Genomic DNA, 23469 nt, shown 5'->3' with positions numbered 1-23469 from the left:
CTCAGACCGGGACGCGGACCTGCTGCAGGATCCCGCCCAGGACGGCCTCGGTGCGGACGCCCTCGAGCTCCGCCTCCGGCTCCAGCTGGATGCGGTGGCGCAGCACGGGCAGGACCATCGCCTGCACGTGGTCGGGGGTGATCGAGCCGTAGCCGTTGAGCCAGGCCCAGGCGCGGGACGCCGCGAGCAGGGCGGTCGAGCCGCGGGGGCTGGTGCCGAGCTTGACGCTCGGGCTCTCGCGGGTGGCTCGGGCGAGGTCGACGATGTAGCCGAGGACGTCGGGGCCGGCTCCGACGCGCCGGGCCGACGCCTGGGCGGCGCGCAGACGAGCGGCGTCGAGCACGGGGCGCACGCCCGCGGCGTCGAGATCGCGCGGGTCGAAGCCCGCGGCGTGGCGCGAGAGCACCTCCACCTCGACGTCGCGCGGCGGGATGTCGAGCACGAGCTTGAGCAGGAACCGGTCCAGCTGGGCCTCCGGGAGCACGTAGGTCCCCTCGTACTCCACCGGGTTCTGGGTAGCGGCGACGAGGAACGGGTCCGGCAGAGGCAGGGTGCGCCCGTCGACGCTGACCTGGCGCTCCTCCATCGCCTCGAGGAGCGCGGCCTGGGTCTTCGGCGGCGTGCGGTTGATCTCGTCCGCCAGCAGGAGGTTCGTGAAGACCGGGCCCTCGCGGAAGGCGAAGCCGGAGGTGGAGGCGTCGTAGACGAGGGAGCCGGTGATGTCGCCGGGCATCAGGTCCGGCGTGAACTGCACCCGGCGGGTGTCGAGGCCGAGCGAGACGGACAGGGCGCGCACGAGCAGCGTCTTCGCGACTCCGGGGACGCCCTCGAGCAGGACGTGGCCGCCCGCGAGGAGGGCGATCAGGAGCCCGGAGACGGCGCCGTCCTGGCCGACGACCGCGCGGCCGACCTCGGAGCGGACCCGGTCGAGCTCGGCGCGCAGGTCGTCGTCGGAGACCGGCGCTCCGTCGCGGGCGGAGGGGGTGGTGTCGCTCATCGGGAGGGGCCTTCCGGTCGTCGGGCGGTCGTCGGGGAGAGGGCGGCGCGGAGCGCGCTCTCGAAGCGGAGGAGCTCGTCGGAGGCGGCGACGAGGGCGGCGTCGTCGCCCGGCAGGTCGTCGACGAGCAGACGGCGCAGCGCGGCCTGATCGCGGCCGAGGCGCTCGGCGGCGACGGCGACGATCTCGTCGACCCCGGTCGCCGGAGCGAGTCCCAGGAGCGCGGCCGTCCGCCGGAGGGTGCCGATGCGCAGTGCGTCGAGGGCGCGGGGCCGGAGGGCTCCGCGCGCGTAGAGCCGCGCGCGGCCGCGGGCCGTCTCGCTCGCATGCACGACGACCGGCAGCGGCTCGATCGCGAGCGGGCCGAGCCGGCGGCCGCGCCAGACGGCGGAGGCGACGAACACGGCCACCAGCAGCAGGAGAGCCGGGGTCACCCAGCCGGGCGCGAGGTCGGCGGGTGCAGGGGTGGTGCTCGCCGAGTCGGCGGCTCCGGCGCGGTACCAGACCAGCCGGTCCTCACCGCCGAGCAGTCCGAGCGCGAGAGCGGCGCGGCCGTCCTGGCCGATGGTGCCGTTGCGGAGGAGGTCGGCGTCGCCGATCGCGGTGACCTCGGCGCCCTGCGGGAACCCGGTGCTCACGAGCAGGAAGCCGTCGTCGCCCGAGGGGAAGCAGCCGACGGCGTCGCCGTCGTCGAGGATCCGGTACGTGCTCCCTCCGGCGGGGAGCGTCCCGGCGCGCTCGGCCGCGGGGAGCGGGCACTCGGCGCGGAAGGGGCCGTCGCCGGCCGGGGAGCCGGCGAAGCGGACGTCCGGCAGCAGGGCGTCGAGCGCGGCTCCTCCCGGGGTCACCAGGACGAGCGAGGCCGAGGCGCGGGCGAGCCGGCGGTACTGGGCCTCGTCGAGGGCCACGTCCGGGTCGTCGACGAGCAGTGTCGCGTCGGGGGAGGAGGCGGCGAGAGCGGAGTCCAGGTCGTCGGCGCGGACGACCTCGACGCCCTGATCGCGCAGCACCTGGGCGAGCGCGCGGGCGCCGTCCGGGGTCGCGCTGTCGACGTCGAGGTCCGGGGCGGCCACCCGGGTCCCGGTCGCGACGGTGAGCAGCAGAGTGCCGACCGCGACGATCACGAGGAGGAGCACCCACACCCGTCCGCGGCGCAGCAGTCCGCCGAGGGTCGGGCTGGAGACCGTGTCGGCGCTCACCGGGGCGCCGCCAGGGCGTCCAGGACCGGCGAGGCCGCGGCGAGCTCGCGGTCCAGAGCCGCGACGCGCTCGTACTCGGCCGGGCCGCAAGGCTGCCCGAGGTAGCGCACGCGGTCGAAGTCGTCGGCCGTGCGGCGCAGCGCGGCGGCGGAGGAGGGGAAGGCCGCGGAAGCGCGCGACGCCAGGCCGAGCGCGGTCGTGCCGGGGGAGACCCGCAGGACGGTCCGCTCGTCGAGGGAGCGCACCAGGGCGCGGAAGCGCTCGACGAGCGCCTCGTCCCAGTCCCCGCGGGCGGCCGCGGCCTCGGCGAGCGAGCGGAGGGTCGCGGCCGAGCGGGTGTCGTCGTCGGCGAGCACCGCTCCCGTGACGGTGCTGCGGCGACCGGCGCGCGGCCGTCCGGCGATGACGAGCGCGGCCACCACGAGCGCCACCAGCACCAGCACGCCGATCACGGCGGCGATCGGCACCGGCGGGCCGTCTCCCTGCAGCGTGAGGGAGGCGAACCAGTCGCGCACCGCCTGCACCACCCGGTCGAACAGGGTCGGCTCGGCCGCCCGGTAGCGCGGGTCGGCGAGCTCCTCGAGGAGGAGTCGGCGCGCCTGCTCCGCGTCGGGCTCGAGAGGGGCCGCGGCGAGGATCACGGGCGCTCCGGCACGGGGAAGGGATCGGGGGAGGGGCTGCCCGCCGCGCGCTCCTCGACGTGGCGCATCAGCACCAGGTCGAAGCCCTCGCGGCGCATCCGTCGGTCGAGGTAGACGAGGCCCGTCACGGCCGACTGGAGCACTGTGCCGACGGCGCCGATCACGAAGCCCACGGCGACGGAGGCGATCGTCACCACGAGCGAGGTGACGAGCTGCGCGTCCGGGTCGGTCGGGGCGATCAGGGCGCCGGCGATCGGGATGAGCAGGCTGAACGGCGTGGCCACGATCTGGCCGGCGACCTGGATGATCACGGTCATCAGCGCGAGCGCGCCGAAGGTGCGCCAGAAGCCGCCCGCCACCAGCCGCCACGAGCGCGCCACCGCACGGCGCAGCGGCAGCCGCTCGACGACGATCAGGCTCGGCACCAGGGCGAGCTTCGTCGACAGCCAGACCCCCAGCGCGAGGGCGACCAGGCCGGAGCCGACGAGCACCAGGATCCCGCCGACGATCGCGCTCGACGTCCCGTCCATCGCTCCGATGACGAACAGCGGCACGGCGAGCGCCACGGCGAGGAGCACCAGGAGGAGGTAGCCGACGCCCTGCAGGACCGTCCAGCCGATCAGCGCCCAGAAGCGGCCCCGCAGCCGGGCGAGCAGCTGTCGGAAGGTCGCCCGCTCGCCGAGGACGCCGCGGGTGACCTCGAGCACGACCACGCCCTGCACGAGGGCACCGCTGGCGAGCGAGACGGCGAGGGGGATGAGGGCGGCCAGGACCACGACCGCGAGGGAGCCCGCGCCGACGGCGTCGCGGTCGGCGGACTCCGCCTGCGCGATGCGCCCGACGGCGAGCACCGCGATCAAGCCGTAGACCGCCAGGGCGAGCACCGACCCGAGGCCCTGCACCAGCAGGGCGACGCCCAGGGTCGTGCGGGGGCTGCGGCGGAGGACCTGGAACGGGGCGCCGAGCAGGGTGCCGAAGCCGAGCGGGCGCAGCGGCACGAGACCGGGCTTGGGCGGGGGAGTCCAGCCGGGCGCTGGGCGTCCGGGCGACCAGGTGCCGGCGCCGGCGGGCGACCAGGAGCCCCCGGCGGGACCGGGTGGTACGGGGCCTGCGCTCGGCGGCGCGGGCGACCAGGCCGGGGCGACGGGAGCGGGCAGCGGCCTGCGCCGGTCGCCGTCCTGCGCCGGGACGGCCGCGTCGTCCGGACGCCCTGCGGGCGGGGGCCACTGAGCTGCGTCGGTCATCCCCTCCATGCTGTCACAGGCGTGCGGGCGGGGTCCTCCCCCGAGCGGACCCCCTTCGCCCGCAGAGCCCGCTCCCCGCCCACGGAGAGGTGCGTCGGTTAGCCTGGGTCGGGTCACCGTGCGCGCCGTGGGCGGGCGCGACCCGAGACGAGGAAGAGCAGACCGATGAGCGCGCGCATTCTGGTGGTCGACGACGACGCCGCCCTGGCCGAGATGATCGGCATCGTCCTGCGCGCCGACGGGTACGACGTCTCCTTCTGCGCGGACGGCTCAGGCGCCCTCGAGGCCTTCCGGCGGGCCCGGCCGGACCTGGTCCTGCTCGACCTGATGCTGCCCGGGATCGACGGGATCGAGGTGTGCCGCGCGATCCGCGCCGAGTCCGGCGTCCCCGTCATCATGCTGACGGCCAAGTCCGACACCTCCGACGTCGTGCAGGGCCTCGAGTCCGGCGCCGACGACTACATGGTCAAGCCGTTCGACCCCAAGGAGCTCGTCGCGCGCATCAGGACGCGCCTGCGTCCCGCCACCGCCGCCGCGAACGCGGTGCTGCAGGTCGGGGACCTGAGCCTCGACGTCGCCGGACACGAGGTCCGCCGCGGCGAGACGCGCATCGGCCTGACCCCGCTCGAGTTCGACCTCCTCCTCGCCCTCGCCTCCAAGCCCCAGCAGGTCTTCACCCGCGAGATGCTGCTCGAGCAGGTCTGGGGCTACCACTACAAGGCCGACACCCGCCTCGTGAACGTGCACGTCCAGCGCCTGCGCGCCAAGGTCGAGAAGGACCCGGACGACCCCCGCATCGTGATGACCGTGCGCGGCGTCGGCTACCGCGCCGGCGCCGTCCTCCCGGGCTGACCGTGCCGCGCCTCGCCGCTCCCGACGTGCGCCGGTGGCCCCGCCGCGTCCTCGGGGTGTGGCGCACGTCGCTGCAGTTCCGCGCGGTCGCGATCACGGTCCTGCTCAGCGGCATCGCCATCGGCTCGACCGGCGTCTACCTCTCGTACAGCATCAGCGACAACCTGTTCCAGTCGCGGCTGACGCAGGTCACGGGCGACACGTCGCGCGCGACCCGGGCCGCGCAGGGCTACCTCGACGCCGCCACCGTCTCCACCCGCCAGGACATGGAGGAGGTGATGAGCTCGGTGCGCACCGCCGTCCGGGACGCCTCCTCCTCCGCGCTGATCGCCGTCGTGCGCTCGCCCGACCAGGAGGCGTCCTCGCTGGCGCCCCAGGACATCTACAACCGCGAGCTGCAGAACGGCGTGATCAGCGACGCGCTGCGCGAGCGGGTGCAGGCGGGCTCCGACGGGCAGTACTGGCAGTCGGTGACGCTCGACGCCTCCGGTCAGCAGCAGCCCGGCATCCTCGTCGGCTCGACCCTCGAGCTGCCGAGCTCGGCCGGGCGCTACGAGCTGTACATCGGCTACTCCCTCGCGGACGCGGAGCGCACGCTCCAGTTCGTGCAGCAGGTGCTCAACGTGGCGGGGATCCTGCTCATCCTGCTGATCGGAGCGGTCAGCTGGGTCGTCGTGCGGATCGTCGTCGCCCCGGTCCGGGTCGCGGCCGAGACGAGCCAGCGCCTCGCCGCCGGCGACTTCGACGTGCGGATCCCCGAGCGGGGCCAGGACGTGATCGCGACCCTCGCCCGGTCCTTCAACGGCATGGCCGACAGCCTGCAGGACCGGATCAGCGAGCTCGCGACGCTCAGCCAGGTCCAGCAGCGGTTCGTCTCGGACGTCTCGCACGAGCTCCGGACGCCGCTGACGACGATGAAGCTGGCCGGGGACGTGCTCTACGACCAGCGCGAGGACTTCGCCCCGGTCGCCGAGCGCACGGTCGAGCTGCTGCACAGCCAGATCGACCGCTTCGAGAGCCTCCTCGCCGACCTGCTCGAGATCTCCCGCCACGACGCGGGGTCGGCCGAGCTCGAGCTCGAGCCGGTCAACCTGGTGAAGCTGGCCGGCGACGAGATCGAGGCGATGCGGGGGATCGCGGAGGCGAACGGCTCCCGGCTCACTCTCTCCGCCCCGGGCGGCTACTTCGACGCCGACCTCGATCCGCGCCGCATCCGCCGGATCGTCCGCAACCTGCTGGGCAACGCGATCGAGCACGGCGACGGCCGCGAGGTCGTCGTCACCGTCGACAGCAACGCCAGCGCGGTCGCCCTCGCCGTGCGCGACTACGGGCACGGCATGAGCAGCGAGGAGGTGGTGCGCGTCTTCGACCGCTTCTGGCGCGCCGATCCGTCCCGTCGCCGCACGCTCGGCGGCACCGGCCTCGGCCTCTCCATCGCGCAGGAGGACACCGCCCTGCACCACGGCTGGCTGCAGGTCTGGTCCGTGCCCGATCGCGGCGCCTGCTTCCGCCTGACCGTGCCCCGGCACCGCGGCGAGCGGATCGAGGCCTCGCCGCTCCCGCTTCCCCCGGTCGACGCGGGCGAGCAGGCCTACAGCGGCCCGATCGTCCTCCCGCCGCTGCAGGCTCCTCCGGTCGGGGCCGCGGGGGTGCTCCCGTGAGGCGCGGCGTCGTCCGCGCCGCCGCGGCCGCCGCGCTGCTCGCGCTAGGGCTGGCCGGGTGCGCCGGCATCCCGCGGGACGGCGACGTCGGAGTCGGACGGCCCGACACCGCGCCGCAGGACCTCCAGTACGACTTCCTCCCGTCGGGACCCGCCGTCGGTGCGTCGCAGCGCGACATCCTGACCGGCTTCATCGACGCCGCGTCGAGCCCGCAGAACAACTACAAGATCGCCCGCGAGTTCCTCTCGACCGGAGCCGACTGGACGCCGGGCGAGCACGTCACGGTCGACGAGGGCCAGCGCTCCGCCTCGCCGCAGTCGGGATCCACGCTCTCGCTGACGATCACGCCCGTCGCCGAGGTCGACGCGACCGGCGTCTACACCGACGTCGCCACCACGGCCGGCCTGACCCTCGACTACGGCTTCGTCCAGGAGAACGGCGAGTGGCGCATCAGCGCGCCGCCAAGCGGCGTGGTGATCGACCGCACCACCTTCGAGCAGGTCTTCTCGACGCACGCGCTCTACTTCTTCGACCCCGGATACCAGTACCTCGTGCCGGACCTGCGCTGGTTCGCCTCGCGCGCCGACAGCTCCACCAGCACCACGATCGTCACCGAGCTGCTGCGCGGCCCCACGCCGTGGCTGCGGGACTCCGCCGCCGTCGTGTCGGCCTTCCCGACCGGCACGACGCTGGCGGCCGAGACCGTCCCGGTCGAGTCGCAGCGTGCCGTGGTGGACCTGAACCCTGCCGCGCTCGAGGCCGATCCGGCGCAGTGGCGGCTGATGGCGCTGCAGCTGAACCGGAGCCTCGCGAACGTCTCGAACGTCACCGGAGTCGCGCTCTCCGTCGAGCAGAACCCGATCGACGTCCCCTCCGAGGTCACCGGGCTGCCGACCTCGCCCCGCGTCGACACCCGGCCGCTCGTGCTGACCGACGACGCCTTCGGATTCCTCGGCTCCTCCGGGCTGGCCGGCCTCGGGATCTCGGATCGGATCGAGGCGCTGCAGCCGCGGGCCGCGGTCCTCGGCGAGCAGCGCGGGGCCGACTCGGACGCATCGGCCGCCGTGCTCACCGCCGCGGGCGTGAGCCTCGTGGAGCCCGACGGTGCCGACGTCCTCCTCGACGCGCGGTCGGGCCTCGTCGCGCCGTCCATCGATCCGCTCGGGTACGTCTGGTCGGTGCCGTCGGCCTCGCCCGGGCAGCTGGTGGCGTACTCCGCGGACGGCTCGCGCTCGATGCAGGTCGCGACGGCCTGGAGCGAGGTCGAGTCGCTCGCCTCGATCGCCGTGTCGCGCGACGGCACCCGGATGCTGGCGCTCGCCCAGGACGGGCAGCAGGCCACGGTGCTGGTGGCCGGCATCACCCGCTCACGGGACGGCGACCCGGTGGCGGTCGGCGAGCCGGTCGTCCTCCGCTCGACCCTGGGGACCGCGGTCGCCGCGGCCTGGACGGACGAGCTCGACGTGGTGTCGGTCGTGCGCGGCTCGACGGGGGAGGACGCCGTCACGATGAACCTGCTCGGCGGAGGCGCCACGGCGCTCGGCACGACGACGGGCACGGTCCAGATCGCCGCGGGCAACACCTCGACCCAGGTCCGCATCCTCGCCGAGGGCGGGGAGCTCCGGCAGCAGCGGGGCTCGGCCTGGCAGACGACCGCGACGGACATCCGGCTGCTCGCGGCGCAGACCGGCATGGGGTCCTGACCGGTCCTGTCGGCGGCGACGAGCCCTTCCGACGGCGGCGCGCTCCGGATGCTCCTCCCCAGGCGCGTCGGGCAGGCGGATCGTCCCGAGCCGACGGATCCACCCCCCGCGCCGCGGCCCGGACGGCGAACGTGGAGGCATGCTCTCCGATCACCTGCTCGACGCCCTCGCCGTCCTCCTCCCGCTGGAGTGCCCCGCCTGCGGAGAGCCGACGAGCCGGGCGCCCTGTCCGGACTGCTCGGCCGACGCGGCCGCCTCGGCCTGCCTGCTGACCCGCGTCGTCGGGCCGCCGGACGATCCGCTCCTCGTCGTCACCGGTGCCCCGTACGAGGGCACGGTGCGCCGCCTCGTCGTCGCGCTGAAGGAGGAGGGCCGCACGGCCTGCCTCGCCCCGCTCGGCGCGCTGCTGCGTCCGGCCCTCGGCGCGGCGCTCGCCGGCAGCCCCGCGATCCTGGTCGTCCCGCCCGGCTCCTGGCTCGGCCGCGTGCGGCGGGGCGCCGATCCCGTCGCGCAGCTGGTCGCCGCGGCGGGAGGGCGGGCGGCGCGTCCTCTCCGGCGGTCGCGGATGGTCCGCGACCAGGTCGGGCTCGGCCGCGTCGAGCGGCGCGGCAACCTCGACGGGGCGTTCCGCGCCCGCCGTCCGCTCTCGTCGTGGCCGCCGGTGGTCCTCGTCGACGACGTGGTCACCTCCGGCGCGACCCTGCTCGAGCTCCGGCGCGCCGTGCGTGCGGCCGGCGGGACGGTCCGGGCCGCGGCGGCCCTGGCCGGCACCGCGCAACGAGGAGGGAACGTAGCAGCAGAATCCGGACGAACTCCCGGTGACGATCCGGTGGCCGGGGTCTACGGTGGGGGCACGGCGTGAACGGTCCGCCCCGGAGAAAGGCGGCACGCCGTACTCGACTGGGAGGTTGTCATGGACATCGACATCACAGGACGCAACATCGACATCACCGATCGCTTCCGCGCGTACGCGACGGAGAAGTCGGACAAGGTGGCGCACCTCGCCGATCGTGCTCTCGCACTCGAGATCAAGGCGAGCAGGCACGCCGAGGGCAAGGGCTCGGCCGGCGGCGACCGCGTGGAGCTGACGCTGATCGGCAAGGGGCCCGTGGTCCGGGCCGAGGCGAGCGGAGCCGACAAGTACGCGGCGTTCGACGTCGCCATCGGCCGGCTGCTCGAACGGGTGAGACGCGCCAAGGACCGGAAGAAGGTCCATCGGGGCCAGCATCGGCCGACCTCGCTCCGCGACGCGGCCGCCGACGACTTCAGCGTCGTCGCCATCCAGCCGGCCGACGCGGCGGTGCTGGAGCAGCTGAGCACGGGCGTCATCCCCGTGCAGGAGGCGCCGGAGCCGGTGGAGGACGAGGTCGAGGAGCCGTACTGCCCCGTCGTCATCCGCAAGAAGGTCTTCGCCTCCGTCTCGATGACCGTCGACGACGCCGTCGACTACATGGAGCTGGTCGGACACGACTTCTACCTCTTCATCGACTCCGACACGAACCGCCCGAGCGTGGTCTACCGCCGCAAGGGCTGGGACTACGGCGTGATCGGCCTCGGCGACGAGGCCGACGAGCTCGCCGAGCAGGCCGCCGGCTGAGATCCGACCCCGGGCCCCGGAGCATCCGCTCCGGGGCCCTCGCCGTGCCCAGGCAGGGAGTCCGCCCAGGGCGGACGCGTCGCCCCGACCGCTCGCCGCCCGCCCCGGCTAGGCTGGTCGCGGTCCGCGCTCCGGCGCGCGACTCCTGTCTTCTACTTTTTTGGAGTACCCCGTGGCCTCTGTCCTCGAAAAGGTCCTTCGCGTCGGGGAGGGGCGGGTCATCCGCCGCCTCGAGAACTACGCGAAGGCCGTCAACGCCCTCGAAGAGGACTTCACGCACCTCAGCGACGAGGAGCTGAAGAACGAGACCGTCGAGCTGCGCGAGCGCTACTCGAACGGCGAGTCCCTCGACGACCTGCTGCCGGAGGCGTTCGCCGCCGTCCGCGAGGCCTCGCGCCGGACGCTCGGCCTCCGCCACTTCGACGTGCAGCTCATGGGCGGTGCCGCCCTGCACCTGGGCAACATCGCCGAGATGAAGACCGGAGAGGGCAAGACGCTCGTCGCGACCCTCCCGGCCTACCTCAACGCGATCGCCAGCCGCGGCGTGCACATCGTCACGGTCAACGACTTCCTCGCGTCGTACCAGTCCGAGCTGATGGGGCGCGTGTTCCGCGCCCTCGGCATGACGACCGGAGTGATCCTCTCGGGCCAGACCCCGGAGCAGCGCCGCGAGCAGTACTCGGCCGACATCACCTACGGCACGAACAACGAGTTCGGCTTCGACTACCTCCGCGACAACATGGCGTGGCAGGCGCAGGACATGGTCCAGCGCGGCCACTTCTACGCCATCGTCGACGAGGTCGACTCGATCCTCATCGACGAGGCCCGCACCCCGCTGATCATCTCCGGGCCGGCCTCGGGCGAGGCGAACCGCTGGTTCGCGGAGTTCGCCAACCTCGCCAAGCGCCTCGACGAGGGCGAGGACTTCGAGGTCGACGAGAAGAAGCGCACCGTCGGCGTCCTCGAGCCCGGCATCGAGAAGGTCGAGGACTACCTCGGCATCGACAACCTCTACGAGTCGGCGAACACCCCGCTGATCTCGTTCCTCAACAACGCCATCAAGGCGCGCGCGCTGTTCAAGAAGGACAAGGACTACGTCGTGCTGAACGGCGAGGTCCTGATCGTCGACGAGCACACCGGCCGCATCCTGGCCGGACGCCGCTACAACGAGGGCATCCACCAGGCCATCGAGGCGAAGGAGGGCGTGCAGGTCAAGGCCGAGAACCAGACCCTGGCGACCGTCACGCTCCAGAACTACTTCCGCCTCTACGCGAAGCTCTCCGGCATGACCGGAACGGCCGAGACCGAGGCCGCCGAGTTCATGTCGACCTACAAGCTCGGCGTCGTCCCGATCCCGACGAACCGCAAGATGCAGCGGATCGACAACGCCGACCTCGTCTACAAGAACGAGCAGGTCAAGTTCGCCCAGGTCGTCGAGGATATCGCGGAGCGCCACGCGGCCGGGCAGCCGGTCCTCGTCGGCACGACCAGCGTCGAGAAGAGCGAGTACCTCTCGCGCCTGCTCGCCAAGAAGGGCGTGCGCCACGAGGTCCTGAACGCCAAGAACCACGCGCGGGAGGCGGCCATCGTCGCCCAGGCCGGCCGCCTCGGCGCCGTCACCGTCGCGACCAACATGGCCGGTCGAGGCACGGACATCATGCTCGGCGGCAACGCCGAGTTCCTCGCGGTCTCCGAGATGACGGCCAAGGGCCTGAACCCCTCCGAGACCCCGGAGGAGTACGAGGCCGCGTGGGACGAGGTCTTCGCCGCCGTCAAGGAGAAGGTGGGCGAGGAGGCCGAGAAGGTCCAGGCCGCCGGCGGCCTCTACGTGCTCGGCACCGAGCGCCACGAGTCGCGCCGCATCGACAACCAGCTCCGCGGACGCTCGGGCCGCCAGGGCGACCCGGGGGAGAGCCGCTTCTACCTCTCGCTCACCGACGATCTCATGCGCCTGTTCAACTCCGGCGCCGCCGAGGCGCTCATGGGCCGGGGCAACGTCCCGGACGACATCGCCATCGAGTCGAAGGTCGTCTCGCGCGCCATCCGCAGCGCCCAGTCGCAGGTCGAGGCCCGCAACGCCGAGATCCGCAAGAACGTCCTCAAGTACGACGACGTCCTCAACCGCCAGCGCGAGGCGATCTACTCGGACCGCCGCCACATCCTCGAGGGCGACGACCTGCACGAGCGCACCCAGAAGTTCCTCGTCGAGGTGATCGACGAGATCCTCGAGGTGCACACCGGCGACGGCAACGGCGACGACTGGGACTTCGACGCCCTCTGGACCGAGCTGAAGACGCTGTACCCGATCAGCCTCACCATCGACGAGGTGGTGCAGGAGGCGGGCAGCCGCGGCCGCATCAACAAGGAGTTCATGCGCCGCGAGATCCTCTCGGACGCGCAGCTCGCCTACCAGCGCCGCGAGGAGCAGCTGGGCTCTCCCGCCATGCGCGAGCTCGAGCGCCGTGTCGTGCTCTCGGTGATCGACCGCCGCTGGCGCGACCACCTCTACGAGATGGACTACCTCAAGGACGGCATCGGCCTGCGCGCGATGGCCCAGCGCGATCCGCTGGTCGAGTACCAGCGCGAGGGCTTCGCCCTGTTCCAGCAGATGATGGGGCAGATCCGCGAGGAGACCGTCGGCTTCCTCTTCAACCTCGAGGTCGAGGTGACCCAGAAGCAGGGCGAGGTCGCCGGAGTCGCGGCCAAGGGCCTCGCTCAGCCGGTCGCTCCGGCCGAGAAGCTCAGCTACTCGGCCCCGAGCGACACCGGCGGCGTCGAGGTCCGCGACCAGCGCGGACAGGTACAGCAGGCGGCCACCGCGAAGGCCCGCGCCGAGGAGGCCCGCAAGGCGCTCCCCGAGGGCGAGGCGGAGGAGACTCCGACGACCGGCGCCTTCGGCCAGAAGCCGGGCGGCTCGGACGCCCCCGCCAACCGCGAGGAGCGACGCGCGCAGTCCAAGCGCCGCTGAGTCCTCCCCGGACGACGCCCTCGGCCCCGGTCCCGCAGCAGCGGGGTCCGGGGCCGTCGGCGTTCCTGCGGAGGCTCGGAGCCCGGCCTCGCCTGCCGTCAGGACTCGCCGCGCGCGAGGGCCGAGACGAAGCCGCCGGCGAAGGTGTCGCCGAGGCCGATCGTCGTCGGCCGGTCCGTCTCGAGGACGAGCCCGGGGACGCAGCAGGCCTCGAGCGTCGACTCCACCGCTGCGCACACCGCTTGCGAGCCGGGCTGGGGAGGGAGTCCGCCGACGCGGTCGTAGTCGGCGGCGGTGAAGCCGTCCCCGAGGAGGTAGCGGAGCTCGGTCGCGCGGATCATCTCGTCACCGACGCCCCGCCGCCCCCGAAGCTCGAGGAGGCCCTGCGCGACAGGGGAGTGGAGATCGTGCGCCCGGCCGGTGCGGCCGCCCGGGAGCGCTGACCCGCTCCTCACAGCACGTTGATCGCGGTGGCCCGCCAGCGGGCGTCCGTACCCTCGAGCCGGATCGCGACGGCCCGGCTCCGTGCGCGGTGATGCACCAGGACCACTCCCTCGACGACGCCGTCCCGCGGCTCCGTGACGATCACCCGTCCGACCGTGAACGGGACGCGCTGCGCCGTCCGCTTCCGCAGGCTGCGGGCGCGGGCCGCGGGCACGACCCGCTTCTGCAGGTGGTGGTAGACCTCGTCCGTGATGATCCGTGCGAAGAGACCTCACGACTGTATGTTGTCCAACGTGACCTCCGCAGATGGCAAGGCTCCGTTTAAGAGCGTATTCGTGATCTCACCGATCGGGAAGGTCGGCTCTGATTTGCATCGCAAGCACCTGCAGACGCTGACGTACGTGATCAAGAAGGCGCTGCCTTCTCCTGACTTCGACGTGCTCCGAGCTGACGACGAGAGCTCCCCGGACTCGATCACAGGAGCGGTCATCCGGAGGATCCACGACTCAGACCTGATCGTTGCGGACCTCACGGGGCACAACCCGAACGTGTTCTATGAGCTGGCCGTCGCCCACGGATATGGAAAGCCCACGATCCACCTCCTCGAGGAGGGGGAGACGATGCCATTCGACATCGCTGACCAGCGAGCAATTTTCTACGACCTCAAAAATCCCGCTTCGGTCGATGCGGCGATTGAGAGCATTGCTCAGGCACGTGAGTACTTGGAGGGCAAGCCGGACGGGTACCAGAACCCGCTTACTTCGATCAGCCGGTTCGAGACGATTGCGAGCGGCTCGTCCGGGAATGACGCTGGTGAGCAGGTGGCGCTTGCGCTCGAGGGGCTTGGAGAGCGGCTCGGCCGGATGGAGCGCGCGCTGCAGTCCAGCGCCAGTCCCGAGAACGCTCAAGCAGACGCCGTCGCGCGCGCCTCTACGTTGACGAGATGGATCAGTGAGTTCATCCAGAACGAGAGTCTGCTCGCTTCGGCGAAGACGGATGACGAGCGCCTGAAGTACAAGTCTCGATCCCGGACACTCCGCCGTCGGCTCGGCGGGATGGGGGTGGACCTCGACTCGGACGAGGTTCAGACCGTCGGCGGACTCAGGTTCAGCTTGCGTCCGATCGATGCGGCAGATCCTACGGACTAGAGGTCGCATTCGACGGTTCGTCGTCTGTGTCAAGACGCGCGAGCATGACCTGACAAGCCATGTGGTCAGGTACCAGTACCCTGGCGGAAAGTCAGGGGGAGGCTACGTTGGCCGAAGTCAAAAAGACCGTGCGCTTCTACGAAACTCGGGTGTACGACGAGAACGAGCAGCTGGTCACCATCAGCGGCGAATTCTGGGAACGGCTGATCGCCCAGATGGGTCGATGGGATGCGAGCCGTCGCCGCTTCCCGATCGGTGGCGTGCAGTTCACGGGGGAGGCGATTCAACCCCGCCGCCCTGCGTTGCCGCACGTGCAAGTTGGACGGCTGCGCGACCTTTCCGAGCACCTGAACCGCCACAATCTGCAGTCAGGCGAGACGCTCCCCCTGACCTTTGATGACCCCGACGACCGGGTCGCTGAGCCCACCTTCATCGTGCCGTTCGGGCAGTCGAACCGCGTAGCTATCATGAGCCCTGCCACGCGGGGAACCCGTTCGGAGACGCTCGCCCGCTGGGTGACCGGAGTGTGCCACCTGGCTCCCCAGGGTCGATCACTGCGTTTCGTTCCGATCGTCGACGAGGGTGTGCTCGAGAAGATCCTCGAGTCGTCGGGTGCTCTGATGCTCGACGTCTCAGTGCAGAGCGGAGCAAATATCCCAGATGGTGGCGGGGCCTTTGGAGATGCCTTCAGGCTTGCAAGCGAGCAAGCGGTAGAGGACATTAGGATCCGCATGCGCTGGTCGTACGGGCACGCGTCAGGGTCGCCCTCCGGGCGGGAAGCCCTGAGAGCGGGGGCGCTTTGGGTCGCGCAAACCGCGTTTACGACGACGGCAGAGGTCAGCATCCTCGAAGAGGACGAGGAGGGCTTGGTGTCCCGCGAGACGCACTCGATCTTCAACGATCGGATCGCCCAGAGCGTTGCCTTTCACGTCCCGGAGGGAGAGATCGCCGACGACGAGACGATCCTCACCTCGATCGGCGAAGCGATCACTGATTTTGTGCGCGCCGCGCGAGCGTAGACAACTCAGCGGGAGGCGATGTCGGAAGGTCGGCGTAGCGTAGGAGTCATGGGAGGACGGTGATCGCATGAACGAAGCTCAGCGCTCGCAGAAAAACCGGCTCGCGCGCATCCCGACCGTCCTAGTAGACCGGCCGGCGGTTGTCACCATACTGATCTGTGCCCTCGTTGGGGTGCATCTCCTCATCGCGCGACACGTACCCGTTCTCAACGTCGCGTATGCACTCTCGCAGACCGTAGCGAGCGACCCGAGGGATATCTTGACGTCGCTGTCACTCGGGGTCGCCTCCGTCGCGTCCCTCGTCGGCGGTTTTGCAGGCGTAGTGGTTGTTTTCGGTCTCGGTACAGAAAATGATCGATTTCGCCTTCTGCGGCGAGCCGGAGGCCGCAAACTGCGAGCGAGCTGGATCTCGGTCGTCCTCAGCTCCTTCTCGGCGGCGTTTGGATCGGTTGTAGCGGCAGTGGTCGTCGTTGCGTTCTCGATGCAGGTGGGGATGTGGATTCTTGAGGCCTTCATCCTTTTCGCCGCTCATGGCGCGCTGCGCCTGACAGCGTTGCTAGGGGGCCTCGCGAAGATCGTCGACAGTTCTGACCGCGATGCCGCAGCGGCTTCAACCCAACTCGCCGCGTCGTCCCTCATTCCGGAGGACTAGCGAGGACTGGTCTCTTCGGGATGGACGTCGTCGCTCAGCCACCGCGCGATCTGGTCGATCTCGCGGGAGCCCGCCAGGATCTCGATCACGAGGTGCGTGAGCCGGGCGAGCAGGGGCTCCGAATCGGGCAGCTCCGCGCGGGTCGCGGGCTGGGGGGCAAAGAACTCCGCGATGGTGAGCGTCTCCGCGGCCGCCGCGGGGTCGAGGGGGAGGGTGCGGTAGTCGAAGGCGTGGAGGGGAAGGCTCATGGGGCGATCTCCTGGGGCAGGACGGGCTGTTCACGGGTCCGGGTCTCCTCTCTGCTCGACGGGCGGGGCGCGCTGGGCCGGCGCGCGAGGACCACCTCATCGAAGCAGTCAGGGATGCTCACGGAGCGCACGCGCGTAGATCGTGAGCCCTCGGGCGACGTGAATTGTGGACTGTGAGGGCGGCGTGCTCCGCCCGGGAGTGTTGACCCGCTCCTCACAGCACGTTGATCGCGGTGGCCCGCCAGCGGGCGTCCGTGCCCTCGAGCCGGATCGCGACGGCCCGGCTCCGTGCGCGGTGATGCACCAGCACGACTCCCTCGACGACGCCGTCCCGCGGCTCCGTGACGATCACCCGTCCGACCGTGAACGGGACGCGCTGCGCCGTCCGCTTCCGCAGGCTGCGGGCGCGGGCCGCGAGCACGACCCGCTTCTGCAGGTGGTGGTAGACCTCGTCGCTCAGCCACCGCGCGATCTGGTCGATCTCGCGCGAGCCCTCGAGGATCTCGATCACGAGGTGCGTGAGCCGGGCGAGCAGGGGCTCCGGTTCGGGCAGCTCCGCGCGGGTCGCTGGCTGCGGGGCGAAGAACTCCGCGAGGGTGAGCCGCTCCACGGCCGCCTCGGGGTCGAGGGGGAGGGTGCGGTAGTCGAAGGCGTGGAGGGGAAGGCTCATGCGGCGATCTCCTGGGGCAGGACGAGCTGTTCACGGGTCCGGGTCACCTCTCTGCTCGACGGGCGGGGCGCGCTGGGTCGGCACGCGAGGACGACCTCATCGAAGCAGTCGAGGGATGCTCATGGAAGGCAGAGGCGCAGACTGTGGATAATCGTCGGCCGTCCCGAGCTGTGGACAGCGAGCCCGGCGTGCGCCGCCCGGCCGCGCCCTAGGCTTGTCGGGTGTCGACCCTCAGTGACCTCGTCCTCTCCCACGGCCGATCCGACGAAGCGGACGTCGAATGGCTGCACCTGCTCGTCGGCGACCTGCAGCTGCTCGCCGACCTGGCCTTCGCCGACATCGTGCTCTGGGTGCCCACGGCCGACGACAGCTTCGTCGCCGTCGCCCACGCGCGCCCCAGCAGCGCGGCGACGCTCTTCTACCGCGACTTCGTCGGGCAGAGGATCAAGTCGGAGTGGCGCGCCCAGGTCGTCGAGGCGTTCGAGACCGCGCGGATCGTCGACACCTCCGCCCCGGACTGGTTCGAGGAGACGCCCACCCGCGTGCGCGCGGTGCCCGTCCTGCGCCGCCTGGGGGCCTCCGACGGCGGGACGACGGACCGCCCCATCGCGGTCGTCACGCGCCACACCAACCTCAGCGAGACGCGCACGCCGAGCCGGCAGGAGCTGACGTTCAACGACTGCGCGAACGACCTCTTCTCGATGATCGCCTCGGGCGACTTCCCCGATCTGGGCGCGCCGACCGGTCCTCGCCGCGGGGCGCCGCGCGCGTCCGACGGCCTGATCCGCCTGGACGTCGACGGCGTCACCACGTTCGCGAGCCCCAACGCCCTCTCGGCGTTCAACCGCATCGGCTTCGCCGACGAGCTCGAGGGGGAGTCGCTCGCCGAGGTCACGACGAAGCTGATCGCGGGGAAGGTCGTCATCGACGAGTCGCTCCCGCTGGTCGTGACCGGCCGGGCGCCGTGGCGCACCGACATCGAGGCCCGCGGAGTGACGGTGTCGCTGCGCGCTATCCCGATCCGCGACCGCGGCGAGCGGGTCGGCGCCGTCGTCCTGTGCCGCGACGTGACGGAGCTGCGCCACCAGGAGCGGGAGCTCATCACCAAGGACGCGACGATCCGCGAGATCCACCACCGTGTGAAGAACAACCTGCAGACCGTGGCCTCGCTGCTGCGAATCCAGGCCAGGCGCACCCACTCCGACCTCGCCCGGGAGGCGCTCACGCAGGCGATGCGCCGCGTCGCCGCCATCGCGGTCGTGCACGACACGCTCTCTGAGGGGCTGAACCAGAACGTCGACTTCGACGCGGTCTTCGACCGGGTGCTGCTGCTGATCGCCGAGGTCGCCTCGACCCACAACACCACGGTGCACCCGAAGCTGACGGGGAGCTTCGGCAACCTGCCCAGCGAGTACGCGACTCCGCTCGCCCTCGCCCTGACCGAGCTGGTCACCAACGCCGTCGAGCACGGCCTGGCCGGACGGGAGGGCGACGTGGAGATCGTCGCCTCGCGCAGCGATGACGAGCTCACGGTGAAGGTGCGCGACACGGGCGTCGGGCTGCCGGAGGGCAAGGTCGGATCGGGCCTGGGCACGCAGATCGTGCGCACGCTCATCCAGGGCGAGCTCGGCGGCACCATCGACTGGCACACGCTGGTCGGGCGCGGCACCGAGGTCACCATCGAGGTGCCGCTGCGGTGGCTGGAGCGCGCCCGCTCCTGAGCCCGGAGACGACGCGACCCCCGCTGCCGAGAGGCGACGGGGGTCGGGGTCGTTCGTGCCGCCGAGCGGCTCGTGCGCCTAGGACGCGCGGCGTGCGCGAGCGGCGCGGCGCTTCAGGGCGCGACGCTCGTCCTCGCTGAGGCCGCCCCACACGCCCGAGTCCTGGCCGGTCTCGAGGGCGTACTGGAGGCAGACCTCGGTGACGGTGCAGCGTGCGCACACCGACTTCGCCTTCTCGATCTGGTCCACGGCCGGGCCGGTGTTGCCGACCGGGAAGAAAAGCTCGGGGTCTGCGGTGAGGCAAGCGGCCTTGTCGCGCCAGTCCATGCGGGTGCTCCTTGTGTGAAGGCGTGCGTGGAGGAACCACGCAGTGTTCGGGTGGGATGATCGATCCACGCCGACGATCCCGACCAGTACTCGACCTCCGCGCCCTCACCGGCGCACGCCACGAGGCCCCGTGCTGGAGCGCGGGGTGGATCGGGGTGGTGGACGGGAGAACGCTCGGTTCTTGCCGGTGCACTCGACGCGATGCGCGAGCACTGCGTCGGCCACCCGGCTCCAGTGCTGGTCATCCGGCTCGCCCCCGTGCCTGACGGCGCGGCGGGATCGGATGTTCACATCGGCGGAAACCCACGACCCTGTGAGCGGTGAAACGAACTGGACTAGCCTGTCACGGGGATGAGCCCGAATCAAGAGTCCTGGATGGGATGTGCCTGTGACCGCTGACGCGAACGGGTCCCGCGGACCCCGCCCGACCGCCTCCCGGCCGCTCGGCCTGGTGGTGCTGATCGCGGTCCTGGCCCTCGAGACGCTCGCCGTCGCCGGGGTCGCGGCGTGGCTCGTGCTCGAGCTGCTGACGACCCGGGCCGACACGGTCGGCGGAGGGATCGCCATCGTCGTCCTCGCGCTGATCGCCGTGTGCTGGGCCGCCGCGACGACGCTCGGCGCCGTGCGACGGCGCGGCTGGATGCGCGCGTCGGCGCTGACGATCCAGCTGGTGATGATGGCCGTGGCGCTCGGCGCCTTCCAGGGCCAGTACGCCGTGCCCGACATCGGCTGGGCGCTGCTGGCGCCGGCCGTGGTGGCCGTCGTCGCGCTGTTCCTCCCGAGCGTGGTCGCCGCCACTCGTCGCGATCCGGCCGTGTAGCCGGACGGCTGGCGCGCCGCCGCTCGCGGGTGCGACGCTGGAGGGACCCCCTCCTCGACACGGAAGCGACGCGCATGGACTCCACCCGACTCGGCTCCAGCGGCCTGCAGATCTCCTCGATCGTCCTCGGCTGCATGAGCTTCGGCGCTCCCGACCGCGGTGCCCACGGCTGGAGCATGGGCGAGGAGGAGTCGCGGACCTTCCTCCGACGGGCGCTGGACCTGGGGATCACCACGTTCGACACGGCGGACGTCTACTCCGACGGCACGAGCGAGGAGTTCGTCGGCCGGGCGCTCGCGGACTTCGCGGTCCGCGAGGAGGTCGTGATCGCCACGAAGGTCCACGGGCGGATGCGCTCCGGCCCCAACGGCGGCGGCCTCTCGCGGCGGCACATCCTCAGCGCGATCGACGACAGCCTCCGGCGTCTCGGCACGGACTACGTCGACCTCTACCAGATCCACCGCTGGGACCCCGAGACGCCGATCGAGGAGACGATGGAGACGCTCCACGACGTCGTCCGCTCGGGCAGGGCGCGCTACATCGGCGCCTCGAGCATGTGGGCGTGGCAGTTCGCGAAGGCGCAGTACACCGCGGATCTGGGCGGCTGGACGCGGTTCGTCTCGATGCAGGACCAGTACAACCTGATCCAGCGCGAGGACGAGCGCGAGCTGCACCCCTTCTGCGTCGACCAGGGAGTCGGCGTGATCCCGTGGTCGCCGCTCGCCCGGGGCCGGCTCACCCGCGACTGGGACGAGACCACGGCGCGCACCGAGACCGACGTCTTCGGCGGCACCCTCTACCGCCAGCAGGAGGAGGCCGACCGGCGGACCGTCGCGACCGTCGCACGCATCGCCGAGCAGCGCGGCGTGCCCCGTGCGCAGGTGGCGCTCGCCTGGGTCCGGCAGCAGGAGGCGGTCACCGCTCCGATCGTCGGAGCCACGAAGCTCCACCACCTCGACGACGCGGTCGCGTCGCTGGACGTGGAGCTGACCGCCGACGAGCTGGAGGCGCTGGGCGCCGACTACGCACCGCGCGCCAACGAGGGGTTTTGATCAGGCCGATGCGCCACCGCTGATCCGCCCGAGCGGTCTCCGCTATGTTTTCTCTCGAAGATGACGGAAGCTCGGATCGGGAGGCGGCATGGCGAGGAGTGCCGGGGATCCGTTGGGGGCGCGCTACCGCCTGCTCGAGCGGATCGGCTCGGGTGCCGCGGGCGAGGTGTGGCGCGTCGCCGACGCGCAGGGGCCGGACCGCGCGGCGAAGCTCCTCCGCGGTGAGCACGTGCACGACGCGGGCCTGGTCGAGCGGTTCGTCCGTGAGAGGTCGGTGCTCACCCGTCTGCGACACCCGCACGTCGTGGAGGTGCTCGACCTCGTCGTGGAGGGGGAGACGCTCGGAATCGTGATGGAGCTCGTCGGCGGCGGATCGCTGCGGGAGCTGCTGCAGGACGAGGGCACCCTCCCGGCGGTCGATGCACTGCCCGTGACGGCCTCGATCCTCGACGCTCTCGCCGCCGCGCACGCGATCGGCACGGTCCACCGGGACGTGAAGCCCGACAACGTCCTGCTCGCGGAGGGTGCGGACGATGCGGGCTCCGCCGTCCGCGTCTCCGACTTCGGCATCGCTCACGTGGTCGCCGAGGGGCCGCGCGCGACGACGGGCGTCACCGGGACGCCGGAGTACCTCTCGCCCGAGATGCTCGCCACCGGACGAGCCGGTCCGCCGAGCGACGTCTACTCGACGGGGATCCTGCTCTACGAGCTGCTGTGCGGCCGGACCCCGTTCGCCGGTCCCGGCGCCGACGTCGCGGTCGCCTACCGGCACGTCGCGATGCTCCCGCCGCCGCTGGATCTGCCGCCGCGGCTCGCGTCGCTCCTGGACCGGATGCTCGCGAAGGATCCGGCGTCGCGGCCGACGGCTGCGGAGGCGGCGGGGATCCTGCGACGCCTCTCCCCGGCACTGGCCGGGCTGCCGGCGCTGCCGCTCGCGGCGGGCGTGGCGGAGTTCGAGGAGACCGAGCGCCCGGGCACGGTCCTCCGCGGGATGGCGGTGGAGATGTCGTCGGAGCCGGTGGAGGAGGGGCCCGCGCCCGAGCTCGGCCCTTCGTCGCAGGCGACCGTGCTCCGCCCGGTGCCGCGCCGCGAGCTGCGCCTGGCGGAACGGCCGTTCGAGGCTCCTGCTCGGCGGGGGCGCGGCGGACGTCTGCGGATGATCCTCGCCGCCGTCGGCGCCGGCGTCCTGCTCATCGGGGCGGTGCTCCTCGCCGTCCAGCCGCGCGGCGGAGCACCGGCCTCGGCACCGGATGCCGAAATGTCGGCTGGGCAGCAGGACCGGCCGCTGCCGACGGGCCTCGGAGTGACGCGATCGGCCACCTGGGACGCGGAGCGACGGGCCGTGGTCGTCGAGATCTCCTACTCCGCCCAGAGCGCGCCCCTCTCGGGGTCCTTCCTCGAGGTGCTGCCGGGCCCGGACGCGGCGGCGGCATGCCCCGCGGCCAGCTGGTCCGGAGTGACGGCGGTGCGCAACCGGCCGAGCGTCACCGGAGTCGGGGTCGGCTGCGGTTGGAGCCTGACGGACCTGCACGTCCCGGCGCAGGGGATCGTCGACGTCACGGCGACCGTGCCGATCGCGGTGGCCGAGCAGAGCGCCCTGGACGGGTGGCTCGCGGCGGCCGCATCAGCGACGGCACGGGCGGTGGCCGACCCGGCGGTCACCGGGACGGCGTATCCCGTGCAGCGGCTGCGGGATGTGCGGATCGAGACTCCCGCGCGGACGGTCGGCCGGACCCCGCTGCCGGTGACGCTGGTGCCGGTCTGGCCGAGCGGGGCGGACCCCGTGAATCCCCTGCTCGCGACGCCGTCGTCCGCGCCGGCGAGCAGCATGCTCGAGGCGATCGCGGGCGGAGTGGAGGGCGTTCGCTTCAGCGACGGCTGCAGCGGCGCGGTCGCCGTGTCGTCCGACGGGCTGACGGTGACCGCCCTCACGGTGACTCCGTCCTGCGAGCTGCGCGCCCGAGTGGGCGCGTTCTCGGACCTCTCGAGCAGTCCCTTCGCGATCACCACTCGCGAGTGAGTCGACCTCCCGCGCCAGTGTCGAGCCGTCGACGCCACGCGAGCCGTCTGTGCTGTCTTGCCTTCTACCATGACGAGACATCCTCATGAGACGACGGTGGAGTGGGGAGCGGGCGGGACGGTCCCGTCCGCAGGGGTAGAAAGGTGTGATCCATGTCACGTGTTCTCTCGACCGACGAGGCGAAGTCCGCGATCCAGCAGATCCAGTCGATCGTCAACGGCGGCCTCGCCGATCAGATCAGCCGGCTCGACGCACAGGGGCGGACACTGTCCGATCCGAACGTCTGGGACGGTCCGCTGGCCTCGCAGTTCCGCTCGTCGACCTGGCCGGAGACGAAGTCGGCCCTCGAGAAGGCCAAGCAGGAGCTCGAGGAGCTGCGCAGCCAGCTGGCGACGATCTCGCAGAACATCTTCGCCGCCGGCGGAGGGAGCTGACCGGCCGTCCCGCCCCTGCGTGCTCCGGCGAGCGGGGGCGGGACGTGCTCGT

At 72.0% G+C, this 23469-nt stretch carries 23 protein-coding genes; 14 read left to right on the top strand and 9 right to left on the bottom strand.

All coding sequences use genetic code 11. The annotated features are described in order from the left end of the window. Position 1 precedes the first annotated feature (1 nt). Genes C5B92_RS01495 through C5B92_RS01480 form a run of 4 tightly spaced genes read right to left on the bottom strand, consistent with a single transcriptional unit; the run spans position 2 to position 4081 of the window. On the bottom strand, positions 2–997 hold the full coding sequence (locus tag C5B92_RS01495; RefSeq protein WP_104224137.1) for a MoxR family ATPase: 996 nt from the start codon (positions 995–997) through the stop codon (positions 2–4). Further along, entirely contained in the window at positions 994–2196 is a 1203-nt protein-coding gene (locus C5B92_RS01490) for a DUF4350 domain-containing protein (protein WP_181028711.1), read from the bottom strand. Before C5B92_RS01490 ends, C5B92_RS01495 begins: the two co-directional genes overlap by 4 nt. Further along, on the bottom strand, positions 2193–2837 hold the full coding sequence (locus tag C5B92_RS01485; protein WP_104255252.1) for a DUF4129 domain-containing protein: 645 nt from the start codon (positions 2835–2837) through the stop codon (positions 2193–2195). Before C5B92_RS01485 ends, C5B92_RS01490 begins: the two co-directional genes overlap by 4 nt. Then, positions 2834–4081 carry a hypothetical protein gene (locus C5B92_RS01480; RefSeq protein WP_146079243.1) on the bottom strand — a complete coding sequence of 416 codons (1248 nt, stop codon included), beginning with the start codon at positions 4079–4081 and terminating at the stop codon, positions 2834–2836. The genes C5B92_RS01485 and C5B92_RS01480 overlap by 4 nt, the downstream gene beginning before the upstream one ends. Before the next feature lie 165 nt (positions 4082–4246). Here C5B92_RS01480 and mtrA point away from each other — a divergent pair, with 165 nt between their 5' ends. The 6 genes from mtrA to secA all read left to right on the top strand — a co-directional run bounded on the left by mtrA (position 4247) and on the right by secA (position 12862). Beyond that, positions 4247–4933, top strand: coding sequence for an MtrAB system response regulator MtrA (gene mtrA, locus C5B92_RS01475; protein ID WP_104224133.1), 687 nt, complete (start codon positions 4247–4249; stop codon positions 4931–4933). A 26-nt stretch (positions 4934–4959) separates the two neighbouring features. Beyond that, positions 4960–6594, top strand: a complete 1635-nt coding sequence (gene mtrB / locus C5B92_RS01470; protein ID WP_244230606.1) for an MtrAB system histidine kinase MtrB — start codon at positions 4960–4962, stop codon at positions 6592–6594. After that, a complete protein-coding gene (locus C5B92_RS17120; protein ID WP_104350004.1) occupies positions 6591–8297 on the top strand; it encodes an LpqB family beta-propeller domain-containing protein in 1707 nt (568 codons plus the stop codon). Before mtrB ends, C5B92_RS17120 begins: the two co-directional genes overlap by 4 nt. 139 nt (positions 8298–8436) lie before the next feature. Then, the gene (locus C5B92_RS01460; protein WP_104339627.1) at positions 8437–9159 is read left to right on the top strand and encodes a ComF family protein; all 723 of its coding nucleotides are present in this window, start codon (positions 8437–8439) and stop codon (positions 9157–9159) included. 51 nt (positions 9160–9210) lie between these two features. After that, positions 9211–9894, top strand: a complete 684-nt coding sequence (gene hpf / locus C5B92_RS01455) for a ribosome hibernation-promoting factor, HPF/YfiA family (RefSeq protein ID WP_104224131.1) — start codon at positions 9211–9213, stop codon at positions 9892–9894. A gap of 172 nt (positions 9895–10066) precedes the next feature. Continuing rightward, positions 10067–12862 (top strand): preprotein translocase subunit SecA, encoded by a 2796-nt coding sequence (gene secA / locus C5B92_RS01450; protein ID WP_104255255.1) that lies wholly within the window; start codon positions 10067–10069, stop codon positions 12860–12862. Between the two features lie 98 nt (positions 12863–12960). On the opposite strand, the gene C5B92_RS01445 is transcribed toward secA, so the two are convergent. Together C5B92_RS01445 and C5B92_RS01440 are read right to left on the bottom strand one after the other, a co-directional pair. Next, entirely contained in the window at positions 12961–13203 is a 243-nt protein-coding gene (locus C5B92_RS01445) for a hypothetical protein (protein WP_104255256.1), read from the bottom strand. Between the two features lie 110 nt (positions 13204–13313). Then, positions 13314–13559, bottom strand: coding sequence for an Rv3235 family protein (locus C5B92_RS01440; RefSeq protein ID WP_258061212.1), 246 nt, complete (start codon positions 13557–13559; stop codon positions 13314–13316). A gap of 40 nt (positions 13560–13599) precedes the next feature. On the opposite strand from C5B92_RS01440, the gene C5B92_RS01435 reads away from it, so the two are divergent. The 3 genes from C5B92_RS01435 (at position 13600) to C5B92_RS16830 (ending at position 16125) form a co-directional block, all read left to right on the top strand. Further along, positions 13600–14454: a hypothetical protein gene (locus C5B92_RS01435; protein ID WP_146079242.1), complete on the top strand. Its 855-nt coding sequence runs from the start codon at positions 13600–13602 to the stop codon at positions 14452–14454. 107 nt (positions 14455–14561) lie between these two features. Continuing rightward, positions 14562–15473: a hypothetical protein gene (locus tag C5B92_RS01430; protein ID WP_146079241.1), complete on the top strand. Its 912-nt coding sequence runs from the start codon at positions 14562–14564 to the stop codon at positions 15471–15473. 67 nt (positions 15474–15540) lie between these two features. Further along, complete coding sequence (locus C5B92_RS16830; protein WP_146079240.1) at positions 15541–16125, top strand: hypothetical protein; 585 nt, start codon at positions 15541–15543, stop codon at positions 16123–16125. Here C5B92_RS16830 and C5B92_RS01420 read toward each other — a convergent pair. Together C5B92_RS01420 and C5B92_RS01415 are read right to left on the bottom strand one after the other, a co-directional pair. Next, complete coding sequence (locus tag C5B92_RS01420) at positions 16122–16373, bottom strand: Rv3235 family protein (protein ID WP_104255261.1); 252 nt, start codon at positions 16371–16373, stop codon at positions 16122–16124. The genes C5B92_RS16830 and C5B92_RS01420 overlap by 4 nt on opposite strands. A 214-nt stretch (positions 16374–16587) precedes the next feature. After that, positions 16588–17043 carry an Rv3235 family protein gene (locus C5B92_RS01415; RefSeq protein ID WP_219812255.1) on the bottom strand — a complete coding sequence of 152 codons (456 nt, stop codon included), beginning with the start codon at positions 17041–17043 and terminating at the stop codon, positions 16588–16590. A gap of 221 nt (positions 17044–17264) precedes the next feature. Between C5B92_RS01415 and C5B92_RS01410 the strand changes: the two genes are divergently transcribed. Beyond that, complete coding sequence (locus C5B92_RS01410; RefSeq protein WP_104224128.1) at positions 17265–18764, top strand: sensor histidine kinase; 1500 nt, start codon at positions 17265–17267, stop codon at positions 18762–18764. Between the two features lie 78 nt (positions 18765–18842). Here C5B92_RS01410 and C5B92_RS01405 read toward each other — a convergent pair whose 3' ends face one another. After that, positions 18843–19091: a WhiB family transcriptional regulator gene (locus C5B92_RS01405; protein WP_055788231.1), complete on the bottom strand. Its 249-nt coding sequence runs from the start codon at positions 19089–19091 to the stop codon at positions 18843–18845. Positions 19092–19479: 388 nt separating this feature from the next. Here C5B92_RS01405 and C5B92_RS01400 point away from each other — a divergent pair, with 388 nt between their 5' ends. The 4 genes from C5B92_RS01400 (at position 19480) to C5B92_RS01385 (ending at position 23417) form a co-directional block, all read left to right on the top strand. Beyond that, a complete protein-coding gene (locus tag C5B92_RS01400; protein ID WP_104255262.1) occupies positions 19480–19911 on the top strand; it encodes a hypothetical protein in 432 nt (143 codons plus the stop codon). A 74-nt stretch (positions 19912–19985) separates the two neighbouring features. Continuing rightward, positions 19986–20963, top strand: coding sequence for an aldo/keto reductase (locus C5B92_RS01395; RefSeq protein ID WP_104283369.1), 978 nt, complete (start codon positions 19986–19988; stop codon positions 20961–20963). 88 nt (positions 20964–21051) lie between these two features. Next, positions 21052–22983, top strand: coding sequence for a serine/threonine-protein kinase (locus tag C5B92_RS01390; RefSeq protein ID WP_104350003.1), 1932 nt, complete (start codon positions 21052–21054; stop codon positions 22981–22983). Positions 22984–23135: 152 nt separating this feature from the next. Next, positions 23136–23417 (top strand): pyrophosphorylase, encoded by a 282-nt coding sequence (locus C5B92_RS01385; protein WP_104224124.1) that lies wholly within the window; start codon positions 23136–23138, stop codon positions 23415–23417. Positions 23418–23469 lie beyond the last annotated feature (52 nt).

The sequence above is a fragment of the Rathayibacter sp. AY1A4 genome, assembly GCF_002930955.1.
GTDB lineage: Bacteria > Actinomycetota > Actinomycetes > Actinomycetales > Microbacteriaceae > Rathayibacter.
This window is presented reverse-complemented; position numbering and strand designations above follow the sequence as displayed.